The organism is Limnobacter thiooxidans (assembly GCF_036323495.1).
Classification (GTDB): domain Bacteria; phylum Pseudomonadota; class Gammaproteobacteria; order Burkholderiales; family Burkholderiaceae_B; genus Limnobacter; species Limnobacter thiooxidans.
In genome coordinates, this window is the sequence record NZ_AP028947.1 from 1,463,751 (window position 1) to 1,483,489 (window position 19,739).

Annotated in this window: 19 protein-coding genes; 14 read left to right on the plus strand and 5 right to left on the minus strand. The window is 53.8% G+C overall.

All coding sequences use genetic code 11. The features are described from left to right. Nucleotides 1-24: 24 nt before the first annotated feature. The 3 genes from RGQ30_RS06675 to RGQ30_RS06685 form a co-directional block, all read right to left on the minus strand. Nucleotides 25-495: a peroxiredoxin gene (locus tag RGQ30_RS06675; RefSeq protein ID WP_130556656.1), complete on the minus strand. Its 471-nt coding sequence runs from the start codon at nt 493-495 to the stop codon at nt 25-27. An 80-nt stretch (nt 496-575) separates the two neighbouring features. After that, nucleotides 576-947 carry an SMR family transporter gene (locus RGQ30_RS06680; RefSeq protein ID WP_130556655.1) on the minus strand — a complete coding sequence of 124 codons (372 nt, stop codon included), beginning with the start codon at nt 945-947 and terminating at the stop codon, nt 576-578. Continuing rightward, a complete protein-coding gene (locus RGQ30_RS06685) occupies nt 944-1,321 on the minus strand; it encodes an Mth938-like domain-containing protein (protein ID WP_130556654.1) in 378 nt (125 codons plus the stop codon). Before RGQ30_RS06685 ends, RGQ30_RS06680 begins: the two co-directional genes overlap by 4 nt. A 129-nt stretch (nt 1,322-1,450) precedes the next feature. On the opposite strand from RGQ30_RS06685, the gene RGQ30_RS06690 reads away from it, so the two are divergent. The 10 genes from RGQ30_RS06690 to RGQ30_RS06735 all read left to right on the plus strand — a co-directional run bounded on the left by RGQ30_RS06690 (nt 1,451) and on the right by RGQ30_RS06735 (nt 11,869). Next, nucleotides 1,451-2,677, plus strand: a complete 1,227-nt coding sequence (locus RGQ30_RS06690; RefSeq protein WP_130556653.1) for a pyridoxal phosphate-dependent aminotransferase — start codon at nt 1,451-1,453, stop codon at nt 2,675-2,677. Nucleotides 2,678-2,684: 7 nt separating this feature from the next. Next, complete coding sequence (locus RGQ30_RS06695; RefSeq protein ID WP_130556652.1) at nt 2,685-3,998, plus strand: homoserine dehydrogenase; 1,314 nt, start codon at nt 2,685-2,687, stop codon at nt 3,996-3,998. A gap of 1 nt (nt 3,999) precedes the next feature. Beyond that, nucleotides 4,000-5,415, plus strand: a complete 1,416-nt coding sequence (gene thrC / locus RGQ30_RS06700; protein ID WP_130556651.1) for a threonine synthase — start codon at nt 4,000-4,002, stop codon at nt 5,413-5,415. A gap of 80 nt (nt 5,416-5,495) precedes the next feature. Further along, nucleotides 5,496-6,908, plus strand: coding sequence for a sigma-54-dependent transcriptional regulator (locus tag RGQ30_RS06705; RefSeq protein ID WP_130556650.1), 1,413 nt, complete (start codon nt 5,496-5,498; stop codon nt 6,906-6,908). 86 nt (nt 6,909-6,994) lie between these two features. Further along, complete coding sequence (locus tag RGQ30_RS06710) at nt 6,995-9,055, plus strand: cache domain-containing protein (protein ID WP_130556649.1); 2,061 nt, start codon at nt 6,995-6,997, stop codon at nt 9,053-9,055. A 1-nt stretch (nt 9,056) separates the two neighbouring features. After that, nucleotides 9,057-9,557: a molybdopterin-guanine dinucleotide biosynthesis protein B gene (gene mobB, locus RGQ30_RS06715; RefSeq protein ID WP_338284853.1), complete on the plus strand. Its 501-nt coding sequence runs from the start codon at nt 9,057-9,059 to the stop codon at nt 9,555-9,557. Next, nucleotides 9,550-10,770 (plus strand): molybdopterin molybdotransferase MoeA, encoded by a 1,221-nt coding sequence (locus RGQ30_RS06720; protein ID WP_130556647.1) that lies wholly within the window; start codon nt 9,550-9,552, stop codon nt 10,768-10,770. Before mobB ends, RGQ30_RS06720 begins: the two co-directional genes overlap by 8 nt. After that, nucleotides 10,767-11,021, plus strand: coding sequence for a molybdopterin converting factor subunit 1 (moaD, locus tag RGQ30_RS06725; protein ID WP_130556646.1), 255 nt, complete (start codon nt 10,767-10,769; stop codon nt 11,019-11,021). The genes RGQ30_RS06720 and moaD overlap by 4 nt, the downstream gene beginning before the upstream one ends. Further along, on the plus strand, nt 11,022-11,489 hold the full coding sequence (gene moaE, locus RGQ30_RS06730; protein WP_130556645.1) for a molybdopterin synthase catalytic subunit MoaE: 468 nt from the start codon (nt 11,022-11,024) through the stop codon (nt 11,487-11,489). Further along, complete coding sequence (locus RGQ30_RS06735; RefSeq protein WP_338284854.1) at nt 11,486-11,869, plus strand: fluoride efflux transporter FluC; 384 nt, start codon at nt 11,486-11,488, stop codon at nt 11,867-11,869. Before moaE ends, RGQ30_RS06735 begins: the two co-directional genes overlap by 4 nt. A 12-nt stretch (nt 11,870-11,881) precedes the next feature. Here RGQ30_RS06735 and RGQ30_RS06740 read toward each other — a convergent pair whose 3' ends face one another. Beyond that, complete coding sequence (locus RGQ30_RS06740; protein ID WP_130556644.1) at nt 11,882-12,349, minus strand: rhodanese-like domain-containing protein; 468 nt, start codon at nt 12,347-12,349, stop codon at nt 11,882-11,884. 336 nt (nt 12,350-12,685) lie between these two features. Here RGQ30_RS06740 and glnA point away from each other — a divergent pair, with 336 nt between their 5' ends. The 4 genes from glnA to ntrC all read left to right on the plus strand — a co-directional run bounded on the left by glnA (nt 12,686) and on the right by ntrC (nt 17,507). Then, nucleotides 12,686-14,098: a type I glutamate--ammonia ligase gene (gene glnA, locus RGQ30_RS06745; protein WP_130556643.1), complete on the plus strand. Its 1,413-nt coding sequence runs from the start codon at nt 12,686-12,688 to the stop codon at nt 14,096-14,098. A 177-nt stretch (nt 14,099-14,275) separates the two neighbouring features. Next, the gene (locus RGQ30_RS06750) at nt 14,276-14,797 is read left to right on the plus strand and encodes a DUF4124 domain-containing protein (RefSeq protein WP_130556642.1); all 522 of its coding nucleotides are present in this window, start codon (nt 14,276-14,278) and stop codon (nt 14,795-14,797) included. 36 nt (nt 14,798-14,833) lie between these two features. After that, complete coding sequence (glnL, locus tag RGQ30_RS06755; protein ID WP_130556641.1) at nt 14,834-15,910, plus strand: nitrogen regulation protein NR(II); 1,077 nt, start codon at nt 14,834-14,836, stop codon at nt 15,908-15,910. A gap of 22 nt (nt 15,911-15,932) precedes the next feature. Then, nucleotides 15,933-17,507, plus strand: coding sequence for a nitrogen regulation protein NR(I) (gene ntrC, locus RGQ30_RS06760; RefSeq protein ID WP_130556640.1), 1,575 nt, complete (start codon nt 15,933-15,935; stop codon nt 17,505-17,507). A gap of 85 nt (nt 17,508-17,592) precedes the next feature. On the opposite strand, the gene RGQ30_RS06765 is transcribed toward ntrC, so the two are convergent. Continuing rightward, complete coding sequence (locus RGQ30_RS06765; protein ID WP_130556639.1) at nt 17,593-19,662, minus strand: methyl-accepting chemotaxis protein; 2,070 nt, start codon at nt 19,660-19,662, stop codon at nt 17,593-17,595. Between the last annotated feature and the right edge of the window lie 77 nt (nt 19,663-19,739).

The window sequence follows — 19,739 nt, forward strand, 5'->3', positions numbered from 1 at the left end:
GTCACTCCCGCGCCCGTAAGGATATTAGTCCTTGATTGTGCGTACAAAGTCAAGCACCGCCTGTGCGTGACCCGGCACCTTCACACCGCGCCAGGCCTGCACAAGAAGACCTTTCTTGTTGATAACAAAGGTACTTCTTTCGACGCCTCTCACCTGTTTGCCGTACATGTTTTTCATCTTCATGACGTCAAAAATTGCACACACTTTTTCTTCGGGGTCGGAAATAAGCTCGAAAGGCATTTCCAGTTTCGCCTTGAAATTCTCGTGTGACTTCAGTGAGTCCCGAGACACCCCGAAAATCAGGCAATCCGATTGCGCAAATTCGGCATGCAAATCGCGGAAGTTCTCGCCTTCTGTGGTGCAGCCAGGTGTGCTGTCTTTTGGGTAAAAATAAATGACAAGATTTTTACCTGCATGCGCGGCCAGACTGAATTCTGCACCGCCGGTGCATGTAGCTGAAAAATCGGGGACTTTGCTATTGATTTCAAGCGACACGATACTGCTCCTGAGCGTCTGCGGTTGTACTTTGATGGCTCAGTATAACCACAGCGCCGGGCTTGAAAATGCAGGTGGTGTCAGGAACGCGCCAAAAGGGCCACCCCAAGCACGATCACGCCGATGGCGATCCAGCGCTGCATGCTGACCGGTTCGTTCAGAAAATGCTGGGCGGCAAATGCATTGATAACGTATCCAATTGCCAGCATGGGGTACGCCAGCGTCACATCGACCCTGGACAAGGCCATCAGCCAGATCAGCAGCGAAAAGCCATAGCAAAACAGGCCAAGAATCATGGGCCATTGCAGGAACAGGGCGGACATGGCCCCCAGGCTCAAGGCACTCGATGCCTCAATAACCCCGACCTTGTTGGTTGCCATTTTTAAAAGCAATTGTGCCACTGCATTCAACAGCACCCCTGCCAACACCAGAATGGCTGCGTATGTGGTCATAGCAGAATCGCCGCCACAACATGCCGGCCTTCGCCAATCAGAATATTGTAGGTGCGACAGGCCGCCTGGCTGTCCATGTATTCCACGGGGCAGCGCTTGTTGACGAAAAACTTGCGAATATCCATTGCAGGAAACACCTGTTTGGGCCCTGTGCCGATCAACAGCACTTCCATGCTCGATGGGCATTGGTCATATAACCACTCGCAATGAGCCAGGGTCAGGGGACCGGAGCCCGCGTTTTCCCACATCCGTGGGGTGAAATCGGTGCCAAACACCACGCTTTCTGTTTGAAGCCTGCCGCTGATCACGACACCTTCTTCGTCATACCGCTGAACAACGAATTGATCGCCAAGCGATTCAGGTTGAAATTTCATTCGAAAGATGCTCCAGGATGCTGCCAGACCTTTGCAGGTACTGGCCTAAACGGTTAAATTATAAGACTTTGCGCAAGCAAAAGAATAAGCACCTTAATAACCACCCAAACAATCCACACACAGGTCGACATGAAACCCATTCTCAAATCTGCCAAGCTGGCCAATGTTTGCTATGACATCCGTGGTCCGGTGATGCAGCGAGCGCGGCAGCTGGAAGAGGAAGGGCACCGAATCCTGAAGCTGAACATCGGCAATTTGGCACCCTTTGGCTTTGAAGCCCCCGATGAAGTTCGGCAAGACGTCATCATGAACCTGGGCGATGCTTCAGGCTACAGCGACAGCAAAGGCCTGTTCGCGGCCCGCAAAGCCATCATGCATTACACGCAGCAAAAGAAAATCAAGGGCGTCACCCTTGACGACATTATCGTGGGCAACGGTGTGTCTGAGCTCATCGTGATGAGCATGCAGGGCTTGCTGAACAATGGCGACGAGGTGTTACTGCCTGCCCCTGACTACCCTTTGTGGACTGCGGCGGTGAGCATTTCCGGCGGCACCCCCAGGCACTACCTGTGCGACGAGCAAAGCGACTGGTACCCCGATACCAAGCACCTGCGCAGCCTGATCAATGAAAAAACCAAGGCAATGGTCATCATCAACCCCAACAACCCAACAGGTGCCTTGTACCCCGAGGAAGTGTTGCTGGAAATGGTGCAGATTGCCCGTGAACACCAGCTGATCATTTTTGCTGACGAAATTTACGACAAGATGTTGTACGACCAGGCAGAGCACACCTCGATTGCCTCGCTGGCTGACGACGTGCTGTTCATCACCATGAACGGCTTGTCCAAAAACTACCGCGCCTGCGGATACCGGGCAGGCTGGATGGTGATTTCCGGCGACAAGCGCCACGCCACCGATTACATCGACGGCTTGGGCATCATGGCGTCCATGCGCCTGTGTGCCAACGTGCCTGGCCAATATGCAATTCAAACTTCGCTGGGTGGCTACCAAAGCATTAACGACCTGGTGGGCAACGGCGGGCGCCTGGCCCGTCAACGCGACCTGGCCTATGACCTGATGACTTCCATCCCTGGCGTTACCTGCGTAAAGCCCAAGGCGGCGCTTTACCTGTTCCCGCGCCTGGATCCGAAGATTTACCCCATCAAGAATGATCAGCGCTTTGTTCTTGAACTGCTGGAGGCTGAAAAAGTGCTCGTGGTTCAGGGAACAGGCTTTAATTGGATCAATCCTGATCATTTCCGGGTGGTTTTCCTACCCAACACAGATGATTTGACAGACGCAGTTGGTAGAATTGCTCGCTTCCTGGAAAGTTATCGAAAACAACACCTTGGCTGATTTAAAAATGAACAAACCTCTTCGAGTGGCCCTGCTGGGTTTGGGTACTGTCGGTTCCGGCACTTTCAATGTGCTGAAAGACAATGCGAGTGAAATTGAACGCCGTGTGGGTTTTCCCATTCAGATCAAAGTCATCGCCGACCTGAACACTGAAAAAGCCCGCGAACTGGCCGGTCCCGGCGTGGACGTGTTGGGCGATGCCTTCGAGGCTGTAAAGCGCGACGACATCGACGTGGTGGTTGAACTGATTGGCGGCTACACCATTGCCAAGCAACTTGTGCTGGCTGCGATCAATGCCGGCAAGCACGTGGTCACGGCCAACAAGGCCTTGCTGGCGGTGCATGGCGATGAAATATTTGCAGCCGCAGAAGCCAACAACGTGATGGTGGCGTTTGAAGCGGCTGTGGCTGGTGGCATTCCGGTGATCAAGTCGATCAAGGAAGGCTTGGCTGCTAACAAGATTGAGTATGTAGCCGGCATCATCAACGGTACCTGCAACTTCATTTTGTCGGAAATGCGTGACAAGGGCCTGCCTTTCCTCGATGTGCTCGCCCAAGCCCAAGCCTTTGGCTATGCTGAAGCAGACCCCACCTTCGACATTGAAGGCGTGGATGCTGCCCACAAAATTACCCTGTTGAGTTCATTGGCCTTTGGTGTGCCGGTTCAATTCGACAAAGCGTACATTGAAGGCATCACCAAGCTGACCAAGGAAGATATTCAATTTGCCGAGCAATTGGGCTATCGCGTCAAATTGTTGGGCATTGCCAAGCGCACCGAGCAGGGCGTTGAATTGCGTGTTCACCCCACCTTGATCCCAAGCAAACGCCTGATCGCCAACGTGGAAGGTGTCATGAATGCGGTGTTGGTTAAGGCGAATGCGGTAGGCCCAACTTTGTACTACGGCGCGGGTGCCGGCAGTTTGCCAACCGCGTCGGCAGTTGTGGCTGACCTGATTGAAATTGCTCGAACAAGCCAGGCTCCATTGTCCAGCCGGGTACCTGTACTGGCTTTCCAGAAAGAAGGCGTTCAGAATCTGGAAGTGCTGGCCATGGACAAAGTGGTGACTGCGTTTTACCTGCGCTTGGCTGTGGACGACCGCCCAGGTGTGTTGGCTGAAGTCACACGCCTGCTGGCCGACAACCAGATTTCCATTGAAGCCATGATTCAGCGCCAGGCCACCAGCGAAAAGGAAACAGCAGAAATTGTGTTGTTGACTCACCGTTGTGTTGAAGGCGATGTGAACAAGGCCATTTCCAGAATCGAGGCCTTGGACAGTGTGCATGGCCCATTGACCCGTATTCGTGTAGAGGACTTGAGCTGAAATGAAATACTTCAGCAGCCGCGGGGGCATGGAGCCCCAGGATTTTTCCGAAATTCTGCTGGAAGGCCTCGCGCCTGACGGTGGCCTGGCCGTGCCCGAGTTTTACCCGCAAGTGCCTTTGTCTGTTCTGGAAAGCTGGAAAAGCCTGAATTACGGTGAGTTGGCATTTGAAGTGTTGAAGGCCTATGCCACCGACATTCCCGAAGCAGACCTGAAAGCACTGACCACGAAAACTTACACCAAAGCGGTGTACGGAACGGCCGAGATTACACCCTTGCGCGAGTTGTTTGATGGCATCAAGGTTCTGGAGCTGTCTAATGGCCCCACGCTGGCCTTCAAAGACATGGCCATGCAGTTGCTAGGCAATCTGTTTGAATACCAGTTGGCCCGCACCAACCGCGAGTTGAATATTCTGGGTGCCACCAGTGGCGATACCGGTTCTGCGGCTGAATATGCCATGCGCGGCAAAAAGGGTGTGCGTGTTTTCATGTTGAGCCCTTTGGGCAAGATGAGCGCATTTCAGCGAGCCCAGATGTACAGCCTTCAAGACCCGAACATTTTCAATATTGCCGTTGAGGGTTTGTTTGATGACTGTCAGGATGTTGTCAAGGCAGTCAGCGAAGACCTAGAGTACAAGGCACGCCAGAAAATCGGCACGGTCAACTCCATCAACTGGGGCCGCATTTCTGCACAGGTGGTGTACTACTTCAACGCCTACCTTCGCACGGCTGAAAAAATCGGCGATCCGGTCAGTTTTGCCGTGCCCTCCGGCAACTTCGGCAACGTGCTGGCTGGGCACATTGCGCGTCAAATGGGCCTGCCGATTCGCAAGCTGATTGTGGCCACCAATGAAAACAATGTGCTGGACGAGTTTTTCAAAACAGGTGTGTATCGCCCGCGCAAGTCTGCCGAAACTTACATCACTTCCAGCCCGTCCATGGACATTTCCAAGGCGTCCAACTTTGAGCGTTTTGTGTATGATTTGCTGGGTCGTGACCCCAAGGCTTTGAAAGCCCTGTGGCAAGACCTGGCCAAAGAAGGCCAGTTCGATTTGTCCCAGGACGCCCGGTTCAAGCGCGTTGAAGAAACCTTTGGTTTTCAGTCTGGTTGCTCGAATCATCAGAACCGCTTGGACACCATTCGCGAAGTGTATTCACGCACTGGTACATTGATCGACACCCACACGGCCGACGCAGTGAAAGTGGCACGTGAGCTCGTGGAACCCGGCGTCCCCATGGTGGTGCTTGAAACGGCACTGGCCGTGAAGTTTGCTGAAACCATCGAAGAAGCAACTGGTCAAACACCGCCGGTTCCGGCTGCATTCGAAGGTATTGAAAAACTGCCGCAACGTGTGGTGGAAATGCCCGTGTCTGTTGATCAGGTGAAGGCCTTTATTGCGGTCAACACTGGCCTGTAAATAGGGTTTACCTAACTTGCGGGTCAAAACGGAATCATGAACAATGACGGGGTTGAGAAACACCCCGTGAACCCATTGTTTTGACCTCGTCCTCCAAACTTCTCGATCCACCCGAAACCATTCAGGGCCAAGGCTTTGACGCCCAGCCCAAGAAAGGTTTGGCCGCTTTGGCCGTGGACGACGAGCCGGGCATGCGCCATTTTCTTGAAAAGGCGCTTGAAACCCGGTTTTCCCGAGTAGATACCGCGGGATCAGTGGAAATGGCCCAGGCACTTTTTGAGGGGCATGATTACAGCACCATTGTGCTCGATGTCAGCTTGCCGGGCAAAAGTGGGCTGGCCTGGTTGAACGAGCTTCGCCAGGTGGGGTATGAGGGTGATGTCATCCTGATTACCGGTTATGCCGACATGGACACCGCCATTGGTGCCCTGCGGGCAGGTGCACAGGATTTTCTGCAAAAACCCTTTCGAATCGACCAGCTTTGGTATGCCCTTGACCGGGCCGCGGATCAAAACCGCCTGAAACGCGAAAACTTCGTGCTGAAAAGGGCTGTTTCCACTTTTCAGCAAAACGAACAGGTCATGGTGGGTGAAAGTCCGATCGTCCGTCACCTTCGAAAACTGATCGCCAAGGTGGCGCCGACCGATTCAACCGTCTTGCTGACCGGTGAGTCTGGTTCCGGAAAGGAAGTGTTGGCCCGTACCCTTCATGGCATGAGTCTTCGAAGTGAGCGGCCCTTTGTGCCCATCAACTGCGGTGCCATTTCCCCGGAACTGATCGAAAGCGAATTGTTTGGCCATGCCAAAGGCGCATTCACAGGTGCCAATGAATCGCACCAAGGTCTTTTTTATTACGCCCAGGGCGGTACCCTGTTTCTCGATGAAATTGGTGAGTTGCCCCTGAGCATGCAAACCAAACTGCTTCGAGTACTCGAAGACCGGCGCATTCGCCCGGTGGGCAGTACGCGTGAAGTGGATGTGGACGTGCGCATTGTTGCCGCCACCAACGTGAACCTGGATACAGAGGTCAAGCGCGGCCGTTTTCGGCAAGACCTTTACTACCGCTTGCAAGTGATGCCGATTGAAATGCCGCCGCTGCGTTCCCGGCAGGAAGACGTTGAGCTGTTGGCCAACTATTTCATCAAGATTTTCGCCCGGAAGTTGCGCATCGAGCCTTTGAAAATCAGTGCCGACATGCTGGCCCGGCTTCAGGCTTATGAGTGGCCAGGCAATGTACGCGAATTGCGAAATTTCATTGAACGTTCCCTGATTCTGGGTTATTTCCCCAAGGAAGACCTGCCTTTGAACCTGAATCTTGACGAGCGCGCCGAGTCCACAGAAGAGCCGCAGGACGAGTCACTGGAGCTTGTAGAGCGGGCGCACATACTGCGTGTGCTCAATGCATGCAGTGGCAACAAGTCAGAGGCCGCCCGGCGTTTGGGTGTGTCCCGAAAAACTCTTGAACGAAAGTGCATGGCGTGGAGCCAGGAATAGGTCAGCGGCCGTTTCCGCCACGGGGGCACTTCTGGCCCAGCCACTGGACTGTCAAAACCAAACTGGTGGTGACAGCCTGCATCCCTTTGATTGTACTCATCCCGATTGTGGCCCTGCTGGTGTGGTCCGCCGGGCAGGCCGCGTATACGAAAATCCTGATTTCCAAAGTACGCAGCGATCTGGTGCTGGCACAGCAAAAATTCAATGATGTTCAGGAAAGCAAATCCCTGGCATTGAAAGCCTGGTCTGAAAGTGCTTACCTGCGAAACGTACTGCAGCGGCATGGCGGCAACCTGGGCAATGCCGAGCTGGCCGTGCAGGCCGAGAAAATGGGATTTGCTTACCTGCGGCTGATCAACCCAGGCGGCATGGTGTTGAGTTCGTTCCCAGCCCGATTGCCGTACATGCTTGAACCGGAAGCACAGCGGTCGGTGGAGCTTCGCGAATCTGGAAGCTACACGGTACTGTTGTCGAACGCCGAGCTGAGCGATATTTCACCCGCACTGGCCACACGCGCAGTACAGGCAATTGTCCCCACCTCCAACGCAAGTCCTTCAAGCAAAATAACTGAGGATCGCGCGCTGGTGGTTCAGGTATTGCAGCCCTTGTTTCATGAAGGTGCCTTGCTCGGTTATCTGGAGGGCGGTTTGCTGCTCAATGGTAATTTGGGCTTGGTTGATGAAATCAACAACCTGATTTACTCGCCCAATACTTTGCTTGAAGGGTCAATTGGTACCACTACCGTGTTTCTCGAAGACGTGCGCGTGGCCACCACGGTAAGGCGTGAGGGTGAACTGCGCGCGTTGGGCACCCGGGTTTCCGATGTGGTGCGGCAAAGTGTGTTGGGGCGCGGTGAAGTGTGGCTCGAGCGGGCATTCGTAGTGAATGACTGGTATGTGGCCGCCTATGCGCCCTTGTTGAGTCCGGATGGAGACCGCATCGGCATGTTTTACGTGGGTTTTCTGGAAGCGCCTTACGCCAGCATCAAAACTCGCTTGCTGGTGCTTTTCCTGCTTGCGGTGGCTGCGGCCATAGTGTTGGGGGCGTTCATGGTGGTGCGCTTGACCTCGGGCATTTTTTACCCACTTCGGCGAATGAATTACATCATGAGCTTGCAGGAACAGGGTAACACCTGCGCGCGCGTGGGCGACTTGCGGCGTGCCGATGAATTTGCCGACCTTGCCAGCCACTTTGATGCCTTGCTGGCGCAACTGGATGCTCGCCGCGCAGAGCTGGTTGGCTTGAATGAAGCGCTAGATGTGCGGGTGCGAGAACGCACAGCCGACCTGCAGGCTGCCAACCAGCAGTTGCACCAGGCTGTTGCGCAATTGCTGGCTTCAGAAAAACTGGCTGCCCTGGGGCAGTTAACCGCAGGCATTGCGCATGAGTTCAATAACCCGCTGGCCATCATGATGGGCCACCTGGATTTGCTTCGCATGACGCTGCTTGACCCAGAAAGCGCAAAAACCCTGCGCTTGCTGGACGAGCAGGTTCACCGAATGCGCAACATTGTTCAAAAGCTGTTGCAGTTTTGCCGGCCCGATGAATACGCCTCCTATACCGAGGCAGTCAATGTCAATGAAGTGATTCAGGACAGCATCCTGTTTGTGCGCAGCGAAATTGAAATGGCGCGTGCGCGGCTCAAGCTCGACTTCAATGCCACTGAAACCGTCCAGATCAGCAGGACTGAACTGCAGCAGGTCATGGTCAATTTATTGATCAATGCGGCACATGCACTGGAAGGGCCGTTTGATGGGGAAGACAAATCGCCTGATGAACCTGCCACCATTTTCATCGAAACTTTCAATGCCACATCTGAAGATGGCCACGCCGAAGTTCGGATACGCGTACAAAACAATGGCGAGCCCATCCCCGCCGAACGATTGCAGCTGATTTTCAAGATGTTCTACACCAGCAAGCAGGCAGGGCGGGGTACCGGTTTGGGTTTGCCTGTGTCGCGCATGCTGGTGCAGCGCTACGGTGGTGATCTGATCGCGCAAAGCCCGGTTGTGCCCGTAAGCAAGCCGCAATGGGGCGCATGTTTTGAAATTGTTTTGCGTTGCAAGGCCAAACCTTCAGCCGATATCTTGAAGGAAACAGGTCAACAGATCCTGTTGATTGAAAAGCAACTGTCACAAGGAAACTGAAGTGCCCAAGGTGTTTGGATTTGCCGGTTTTTCCGGCGTAGGCAAGACCACATTGATCGAGCAGTTGTTGCCGATCCTGATTGGCAAAGGTGTGCGCGTGTCAGTCATCAAGCACGCCCACCACGACTTTGACATTGACCGGCCCGGCAAGGATTCCTATCGACACCGTGAGGCCGGCGCCTATGAAGTATTGATTACGGCCAACAAGCGTTGGGTATTGATGCATGAGCTGCGGGATGAAGCAGAGCCTACCCTGGAAGAACAATTAACTCGCCTTTCACCTTGCGATCTGGTGATTGTTGAAGGTTTCAAAAGGGCCGATATCCCAAAAATCGAAATCTGGCGTGAGGCAAACGGCAAGCCAATGTTGTATCCTCAAGACCCCAATATCGTGGCGGTGGCCTGTGATGCGGAAATCGAGTGCCGCGGTTTGCCCGTTCTGCCGCTGAATGATCCACCCACGATTGCGCAATTTATTTTGGAACACTTTTTGAATGATTGAACTGAATGACCTGCTTGCCCAGATTTGGCCTTTGGCTGTTCAGCAAACTGTGGGCATTGAGCAAGTTGAATTGAAACAGGCTCTTGGGCGTGTTCTGGCTCAAGATGTGATCTCTACGCTGGATGTGCCGCAGCATGACAACAGCGGCATGGATGGCTATGCAGTGCGCAGTGCAGATTTTGTTGCCCAAAGGCAATTTGAGGTGTCGCAACGTATTCCGGCTGGTGCCTCGCCTGACGCTTTGTTGCCGGGTACGGTGGCCAGGATTTTTACGGGTGCCCCCATTCCGCCAGGTTCGGATTCCGTGGTCATGCAAGAGGACGTTCAAGTACTGGGTGATGGTCAGGTTGTTTTCAATGCCTTGCCCAAAGCAGGGCAGTGGATTCGGTGCGCGGGCGAAGACATTGCCACAGGCCAGGTTGTGTTGTCCAAAGGCACGCGTCTGGATGCCATTCACGTGGGTTTGCTGGCCTCAATTGGAGTGGCAGAAGTGGCTGTGGCCCGGCGACTGAAAGTGGGCGTGATGGCCACAGGCAGCGAACTGCAACGCCCGGGAAGCCCTTTGAAAGCCGGTCAAATCTACAATTCCAACGAGTATGTGTGGTGTGGTTTGCTGAGTGCCTTGAACGTGGACGTGGTGTCGGTGGGTATTGTGCCCGACAACTTCAAGGCCACCTGCGCAGCGCTTGAATCACTGGCCGATTGTGACGCCGTGATCAGTTCCGGCGGGGTGTCCGTGGGCGAAGAAGACCATGTGAAGCCTGCCATTGAAAAAGTGGGTGAATTGCGTTCATGGAAAGTGGCCATGAAGCCGGGAAAACCGATCGCTTTTGGTCACATCAACCGCCTGCAAGGTGGCTACAGCTGGTTTTTTGGCTTGCCGGGTAACCCGGTTTCCAGTGCGGTTGCATTCAAGCTGATCGTGAAGCCTTTTTTGGATCTATTGCAGGGGCAGGCCGTGACCCAGGTGGATTGGCGTTTGCGCATGCAGCAGGTGCAGGCGGATTTCGCCTGGTTGAAGCCCGATGAGCGCCGGGAGGAGTTTTTGCGTGTCCATGTACAATCCGGAAAAGCGCGGCTGTTTGCCAACCAGAGTTCGGGCGTGCTCACCTCACTGGCCCAGTCCAATGGCTTGGTTCGTCTGGCCAAGGGGCAGGTGGTAAGTCCCGGTGAGTGGGTTGATTGTGTGATGTATCGGGATTTGATGTCATGAAAGTGAAAGTACGGTTTTTTGCCAGTTTGAAAGAACAACTGGGGCAAGACAGCATGGATGTTGAGGCTGATTTTTCGCCCGCCACCGTGGCAGGCCTGCGTGCCCACCTGTGTAGCGACCCAGCTTTTGCCAAAGTGTTTGAGCAGGCTGGGCGCTTGCGTGCAGCGGTCAATCAGGACATGGCTGATGACAACACCCCCGTGCCTGAAGTGGCCGAAGTGGCCTTTTTTCCACCTGTAACGGGGGGTTGAATGCTGCGATCCAAAGTGTTGGTTCAAGAGGCTGATTTCGATGTGTCAACGGAGGTTCGCTGGCTTCGGGAAGGGTTGCCCGAAATTGGTGCGGTGGCCACCTTCATTGGTACGGTTCGTGACATGAATGAAAACAGCATGGTTCAGGCCATGACACTTGAGCATTACCCGGGCATGACCGAAAAAGCGCTGGAAAATATCCTGAAAGTTGCCGATTCGCGTTTTGAAATCAGCTCGGCGATGATTATTCACCGGGTGGGCCCCTTGTATCCGGAAGACCAGATCGTGTTTGCAGCCGCGACCAGTGCGCATCGCCAGCAGGCTTTTCTGGCCTGTGAATTCATCATGGACTACCTCAAAACTGAAGCGCCTTTCTGGAAAAAGGAAGACACGCCGCAGGGCGCGCGCTGGGTGTCCGCACGCGATAGCGACGACACCGCCATGAAGCGCTGGGAGCAAGACCAGTGAATGCCCTGAATGCTTTGGCCGTTTTTGTAGGGGCAGGCTTGGGAGGAGTAGGCCGTTACGCCCTTGGGTGGATATTGGGTCAGCCCGCCTGGTTGCCATTCGCAGTGGGTACCTTGGCGGTCAACCTGATTGGTGGCTTTTTGGCGGGCGCCTTGTTTGCCACTTTGGGCCCGGCCTGGTTGAAAGCCAACCCGATGGGGTTGTTTCTCATGACCGGTGTATTGGGTGGCCTGACCACGTTTTCAGCCTTCACGGCGGAAGGCGCCAATTTGCTGCTCGACAAACCCGCACTCGCGCTTGGTCACGCCGCAGTGCACGTGCTGGGCTGTCTGCTTGCATTTTTCATCGCCAGCAAATTGTTCTCAGTACTTGGGCATTAAACCCGGCACTGTTCAGTGCTGCTCCCAAGGCAGGCCACTGAAACGCCATCCGTTCAGGCTGGAGCGCTGGTGTTCATCGTTCTTATCCCCTTCAAAACCTTCCAGCACATTGATTGCAAACTCGAAACCGTGTTTGGCTGCCAGGGTGGCTGCGTGGTGTGAGCGTGCACCGCTGCGGCAAAGAAACAGGACTGGTTGGTGGGTTTGTACCCGGTCCGCCACCTGCGTGATGAAGTCGGGGTTGCGTACGCCATCCGGGTAATTGTTCCATTCCACATGAAATGAACGGTCTTCTGAAAAACTGACTTGCCCAACCCAATCCAGTTCCGCATCGGTGCGCACATCGATCAGCACCGCGTTTTCATCGGCTTTGAGAAGTTCCCAGGCTTCTCGCGGGGTGAGCGCGCCCAAGTAGGTCAGCTCTTTCTCTGTAGCCCGATTCTTCGCCAAATCGAGTAATTGCTGGGCAGTTTTAGACATGTTCTGCTCTCTTGAGGTGTGTGTTTTGAATGAGTGTATTGTAATACAAGCATGCGCTAGACTAAACCAAAAGCAAAAATGCACCATATTAGTGCGCGATGCTCCAAGATGGGGCAAATAACCCGGACGGGTGAGAGTCACCTGACTCAAGATGCGCGCTTTGCCGTTGATGTTTTGTTGGTATGGTCTTTGCTTTAACCCTCCACGTCGTTGAGTGAATTCGCGCTAAGAGTCATATATAGCAATGTTGAACGTGTTATTGTTTCGCTTAATTTGATGCGTTTCACTCGGAACTTTTTTAGATCACTATCCACCTCACATACCAGGAGATTTTCAATGGCGACCGCCCAAGATGTAATGAAGATGGTTGCGGAAAACGAAGTCAAGTTCATTGACTTCCGATTCACCGACACAAAAGGCAAAGAACAACACGTTTCCGTGCCTGTTAAAATGTTTGACGATGACAAGTTCGAGTCTGGTCACGCATTTGACGGCTCTTCCATCGCGGGTTGGAAAGGCATTGAAGCCTCCGACATGTTGTTGATGCCCGATCCAGATACAGCTCGCATGGACCCATTCCGTGAAGAGCCTACCCTGATCCTGACTTGCGACGTAATCGAGCCAACTGACGGCAAGGGCTACGACCGTGACCCACGTTCCATCGCACGCCGCGCTGAAGCGTACCTGAAGTCATCTGGCCTGGGCGACACAGCCTACTTCGGTCCAGAACCCGAATTCTTCATTTTCGACAGCGTGACATGGACAGACGAAATGTCCGGTTGCCACTTCAAGATCAAGTCCGAAGAAGCTGCATGGTCAACTGGTATTGACTACGAGCACGGTAACCTGGGTCATCGCCCAACAGTAAAAGGCGGTTACTTCCCGGTTTCCCCTACCGACTCTTTCCAGGACATCCGTTCCGAAATGTGTCTGTTGCTGGAACAGCAAGGCGTGCCCGTTGAAGTGCACCACCACGAAGTGGCCGGCGCTGGCCAGAACGAAATCGGTACCATGTTCTCCACGCTGACCAAGCGCGCTGACTGGACCCAGATTCTGAAGTACACCGTGTGGAACGTTGCTGCAAGCTATGGCAAAACAGCGACATTCATGCCCAAGCCAATGTGGGGTGACAACGGTTCAGGTATGCACGTTCACCAGTCAGTCTGGAAAGACGGCGTTAACCTGTTCGCAGGCAATGGTTATGCAGGTTTGTCTGATTTCGCCCTGTACTACATCGGCGGTATCATCAAGCACGCACGTGCACTGAACGCGATTACCAACCCATCCACCAACTCCTACAAGCGTTTGGTGCCTGGTTACGAAGCACCGGTAAAATTGGCTTACTCTGCCAAGAACCGTTCCGCTTCAATTCGCATTCCACACGTGGCCAATCCAAAAGGCCGTCGTATCGAAGCGCGCTTCCCGGACCCTATGGCCAACCCCTACCTGGCATTCTCTGCCTTGTTGATGGCTGGTCTGGACGGTGTTCAGAACAAGATTCACCCAGGTGAAGCTGCGACGAAGAACCTGTACGACTTGCCTCCAGAGGAAGACGCATTGGTACCAACCGTGTGCCACAGCCTGGAACAGGCTCTGGAAGCACTGGAAGCAGATCACGAGTTCCTGACCCGTGGTGGTGTATTCAGCAAGGAAATGATCGAAGCGTACATCGCTTTGAAGATGGAAGAAGTTCAGCGCATGCGCATGACACCACACCCCATCGAATACGACATGTACTACGGCCTGTAATTGCCTGAGTGCTTTCGTGCGATCTGAAAATGGCCCTGAAAAGGGCCATTTTTATTTGTGCTTTGTAGACCGAAAGTGTCACCCACCTGGTATCAACACTCGCCTTCAATGGGGAGGGTGTTCACCGGGTGATCGAGTATGATTGACACTGTTTAAAGAATCTCCTGAGATGCAAGCATGGCGAATCATTCGGTCTTTCGGCGCTCCAGCCTTGTGCTGGCGTTCGGTTTGTTACAGTGGTCGGCAGTTCAGGCCAAAGGCACTGAAATGTACGTGTGTACCGGTGCTGACGGGGTTCGAACCTATCAGAATTCCGATGGTGGAAGCGGGTGTGTTTCGCTGAACCTGAACCCAATCACGGTTGTGCCGGCGCCCAAATCAGTAGCGCCAAGGGCTGGCGGCGATTCAACGGGCACTCGTCCAGCAAGGCGTGCACCGGCAGAATATGATGGACGTACTGCTGCAGATTTCAATGCAAAAGACGATCGAATGAAAATTTTGCAGGAAGAACTGCGCATCGAAGAAAGTAAATTGAAGTCCTTGCAGGACGAATACAAGAACGGTCAACCGGATCGACAAGGCAATGAGCGCAACTACCAGAAATACCTGGATCGTGTAGCCCGCCTTGAGCAGGAGATCATGGTGACCAATGACAACATTGAAATACTGAAAACTGAACTGATCCGACTGTCTCGATGAACGGTGTGATTCGGGCAGGGTCAGCACGAGGGTGAATTGAAAAAAGAACGGTTTCAAGGTCTTGAATTGTTGGCCACGGCAGTGGTGGTGAGTAATCAGGATGGTTTGGTGTTGTACGCCAACCTTTCCGCAGAAACCCTTCTTGAGGTTTCCATGCGCAGCCTGGATGGACAGGCCTTTCCGGCCCTGTTTGTTGAGGCACAGGCCTTTCGGGACCTGTTGCGCAAGTCTCTGGCTGATCCCTTCGGCGTCAAGCGCCAAGTCTTTGAGTTGATCAGGCCCAGTGGTGCGTCCGAACATGTGCATGTCACCCTGTCCTGTCCGGATGGGGCCAATGGTTTCACACTGATTGAGCTTCGGGAAATCGAGCAACAACTCAAGGTGGACCGTGAAGCGCGCATGCTGGACCAATCGCTTGCCAATAAAGAACTGATCCGAAACCTCGCTCACGAAATCAAGAATCCGCTCGGCGGAATTCGGGGTGCAGCCCAGCTGCTGGAAGTAGAGCTGCCTTCGCCAGATTTGAAGGAATACACCCAAGTCATCATCAAAGAGTCGGATCGGCTGCAAACCCTGGTAGACCGCCTGCTGGCTCCACACAGAAAGCCGCACATTGTGTCGATGATGAATATTCACGAAGTGTGCGAGCGTGTGCGTTCAGTCATCCTGGCCGAGCACCCCAAAGGTTTGAAATTTGTTCGGGATTACGACATATCCATCCCCGAGTTTCTGGGTGATCTTGAACAATTGATTCAGGCCATCCTGAATATAGTGCGCAATGCTGCACAAGCCTTGGCACCTCAAATTGAAGAAGGCACCGCGAAGATTACTTTGTGCACCAGGGTGGTGCGTCGAGTCACGGTAAATCGCAAACAACACAGGCTGGCATTAGACTTGCAAGTAATCGACAACGGTCCTGGTGTGCCTGTAGAAATCATGGAAAGAATTTTTTTCCCCCTGGTTTCTGGGCGGGAAGGGGGCAGTGGGTTGGGCCTGACCCTCGCGCAAACCTTTGTGCAACAGCACGAGGGCATTATTGAATGCAGCTCCACGCCGGGAAAAACAATTTTCAAAGTCACATTGCCGTTGCAGTTTGATCACGCTACCAACTGAGCGGCTTAAGGAACAACATTTAATGCGTCCAATTTGGGTTGTTGATGATGACCACTCCATTCGCTGGGTATTGCAAAAGGCAATTTCCCGCGAAGGAATACCCTGCGAAATATTTTCGTCAGCTGCCGAAGTGTTAGAACGACTGGAAACCGAAGTGCCGCAGGTGCTGGTTTCCGACATTCGAATGCCCGGTCAAAGTGGCTTGAGCCTGCTATCCAAGGTACGCGATCTTCATCCGGATTTGCCAGTCATCATCATGACCGCATATTCAGATTTGGATAGTGCCGTGTCTGCCTTTCAGGGCGGTGCGTTCGAGTATTTGCCCAAGCCGTTTGACATTGAAAAAGCGGTTGAGCTGATCATGCGCGCGGTTCGGGAATCGCAAACCGAGGAGTTTGTTGAAGAGGCCGAGTCCGCAGCCCCCGAAATTCTGGGGCAGGCACCCGCCATGCAGGAAGTGTTTCGCGCCATTGGTCGCCTGTCCCAGTCCAATGTCACCGTATTGATTACCGGTGAAAGTGGTGCAGGCAAGGAACTGGTTGCACGCGCCTTGCACCGTCACAGCCCTCGCGCTTCGCAGCCTTTCATCGCCCTGAATACCGCAGCCATTCCAAAGGACTTGCTGGAATCTGAACTGTTCGGTCACGAGCGTGGTTCATTCACCGGTGCCCAAGCCCTGCGGCGTGGGCGTTTTGAACAGGCTGAAAACGGCACGCTGTTTCTGGATGAAATTGGTGACATGCCAGCCGAGTTGCAAACCCGCCTGCTTCGCGTACTTTCCGATGGACACTTTTACCGCGTGGGTGGTCAACAGCCCATCAAGGCCAATGTCCGGGTAATCGCGGCTACGCACCAGAACCTGGACGAAAGGGTCAAGCTGGGTTTGTTTCGCGAAGACTTGTATCACCGCCTGAACGTGATCCGTTTGCGATTGCCACCCCTGCGTGAGCGCCAGGAGGACATTCCCATTCTGGCCAAGCATTTCCTGAATGTGTCTGCCCGGGAACTGGGTACCGAGACCAAGCGTTTGTCCGAGTCGGCTGTGCGCATCATTAGCGAGTTTCCTTTTCCAGGCAACGTTCGTCAGCTGGAAAACGTCTGCCGCTGGATCACCGTAATGGCTCCAGCCCAATTGGTTGAGGCCCGTGATTTGCCTCCTGAACTGAAAGCGTTTCAGTCGGGTGGAAATATGGCGCTTGAGCAAATGGCTGGCAATTCGCCAAGCCCCAACCTGTGGTTGGCTGAACCTGTGCTGCCTGCGTCTACGCCCTCAGCCCCTGTCAGTGTGTCAGCCATGTCTGCTGGCAAGTATCCTTTTGATGCCGTGCCGTCCGATCTGGCTTCAGTGCTGGCAGAACCGATCAACGCAGCGAGCTGGCTGGATTTGTTGTTCATCGAGGCCGAAAAAGCACTGGAAGGCGGCCAACCGAATGTCATGGATGCGCTGACGGCCCAGTTTGAAACCACGATGATCCAGGCTGCCCTGAAAGCCACTCATGGCAAGCGTATCGAAGCGGCTCAGCGCTTGGGAATAGGGCGCAACACCATCACACGGAAAATCCAGGATCTGAATATTGATGTGAAAGACATTGATTGAGTTTTTGATCTGACGCCCACAAAAAAACCTCTGCATGCAGAGGTTTTTTTTGTTTGAACAAACGTCACAGCTCAAATTGCAAGCATCACATATTCTTGACCTGAAACTTCTTCAGGATACTCGACAGGTCAGTCGCAACTGTTTTCAAGCCCGATACTGCATTGGCTGCACGGCGGGCCATGTCCAGGTTGCCTTCCGACAATTGGGCCACCACTTCTACCTGTTGGCCGATACTTTCAGAGGCCTGATTCTGTTCAAGCAGGGCAGCGTGAATGTTTTCAACCGAGTGGGCCACTGCGGATGAATCGGCTGTGATCTGGTTCATGGCCCGGCCGGCCTGATCGACCAGCTCGACGCCTTTTTTAACGCTCAGCACAGCCATATCCATGTTGTTCACGGCAACACCTGAACTCGATTGAATCGCTTCAATCATGCCGTGAATGTCGTCAGTGGACTTGCGTGTGCGCTCCGCCAGTTTGCGTACTTCATCGGCCACCACCGAGAAACCGCGGCCCTGTTCGCCAGCACGGGCTGCTTCAATGGCTGCATTCAAGGCCAGCAGGTTGGTTTGTTCGGCAATGCCTTTGATGATCAGCGCAATTTCCGATATTTCACGCGACTGCTCACCCAGTTGTTGAATGGCCTGTGCGGTGCCCTGTACGTTTTCTGAAATCTTGTGCATTTGCTGGGTGGCGGAATTGATCGCACCCAAGCCATCGTCGGCCAATTGGCGGGCCTTGTTGCTCACTTCCTTGGCCTGGGTTGCAGACTCTCCCACACTGGAAATCGAAGAAGACATTTCCTCCACTGCTGCGGCCATTCCTGATGCTGCGTCGCTTTCCGCTGCGGCACCTTTGCTCAGTTCGTCGCTTGTTTCTACCAGGTCTTCGGAAGCCACCTGAACCTGGTCGGTGCTGCGCTTCACTGCGCCCAGGGCTTGTTCCATGCTTTCTGCCATGCGGTTCATGCTACGAGCCAGCAAGCTGATTTCGTTGCGAGTGGGCACATTACCCAGCGTCACCTCATCCGCCGCGCGGGCAGTCATGTCGCCGTTGCCCAGTTTCAATGCCAATGCGGTCAAGCCTTTTGTAGAACTGGTCAAGCGACCAGTGACCCAAAACAGGATCAAGGCAATGGCCGCAGTTGCAATCAGACCCATCACGACCATCAGCGTGGTCATGGAATAGATGCTGCTGAACACCTCAGAGGTGCGGGCGGGTGCAATGATGGTTGCACCGCCCCATTGCGGCACCTTGCTGAATGCGACAAATTCGGTGTGTTGTTCGCCCGTTGCGGGTTCGGTCCAGCTGACTTGTGTCATGCCCGAGTCTTCCTTGCTGATTGTGTCCAGCAGGGTTTGCAGGTCGGGCTGGCTTGCAGCCAGTTCCTTGAACTCATCGCCCTTGAGCGTGGGGTGGATCATCACTTTGTTGCTGGCCGCGCCCTTGGTGTACAGCACATAAGGCACGCCAGTTTCACCGATGCGTGTATTCAACACGGCATTTTGAACATCACCAAACAGTTGGGTCATGTCAAAGCCGATGAACAGGATCAAATCGTGCTTGCCATCGCTGCTTTTGATGGGCAGGTATTTCGACATGTAGCGTTTGCCAAACAACAGGGCCTCGCCCACATAGGTTTCACCCTGAATGACCTTGGCATATCCAGGGTGGTTTCGGTCAAGCTTGGTTCCTACCGCACGGTCACCGTTCTCTTTTTTCAAGCTGGTTGAAATTCGCAGGTAATCGTCGCCGGTGCGCACGAACACGGTGGCTACACCGCCGGTCACGCGTGTGAAGTTGTCAGCAATTGCAAAATTGCCAGTGACAGGACTCGAGTTCAGCGTGACCAATGGCCCTTGTACTTCCGCATTGATTGAAATCATTTGCGAGGGATCAACAACCAGTTCACCTTTGAACTGTTTTTCAAACAAATCTGCAAGCTGGGTGGCTGAGTTTTCTGAAAGTTTGTAGGCAATTTCCATGGTTTGCCGCAAACCTTCAGCTTGTGTGGATACCGCGCGTTCAGTACGCTGTGTGGCTGCCTTGAAGGTAGACCAAGCCGTAATACCGACCAGGCTTAAAACAATCAAAGCCACAAGGGCAGCGCTGGTAAAACTGATCTGTTTGGCCAGGGGCAGGGTTTTGAGGTTCATGGTTAGCAGCTGAAGTGTGATGAAGGACAATTTCGATCATCGCATCGTCTCCCCCAACTTAATTGGCCAATTAGAGG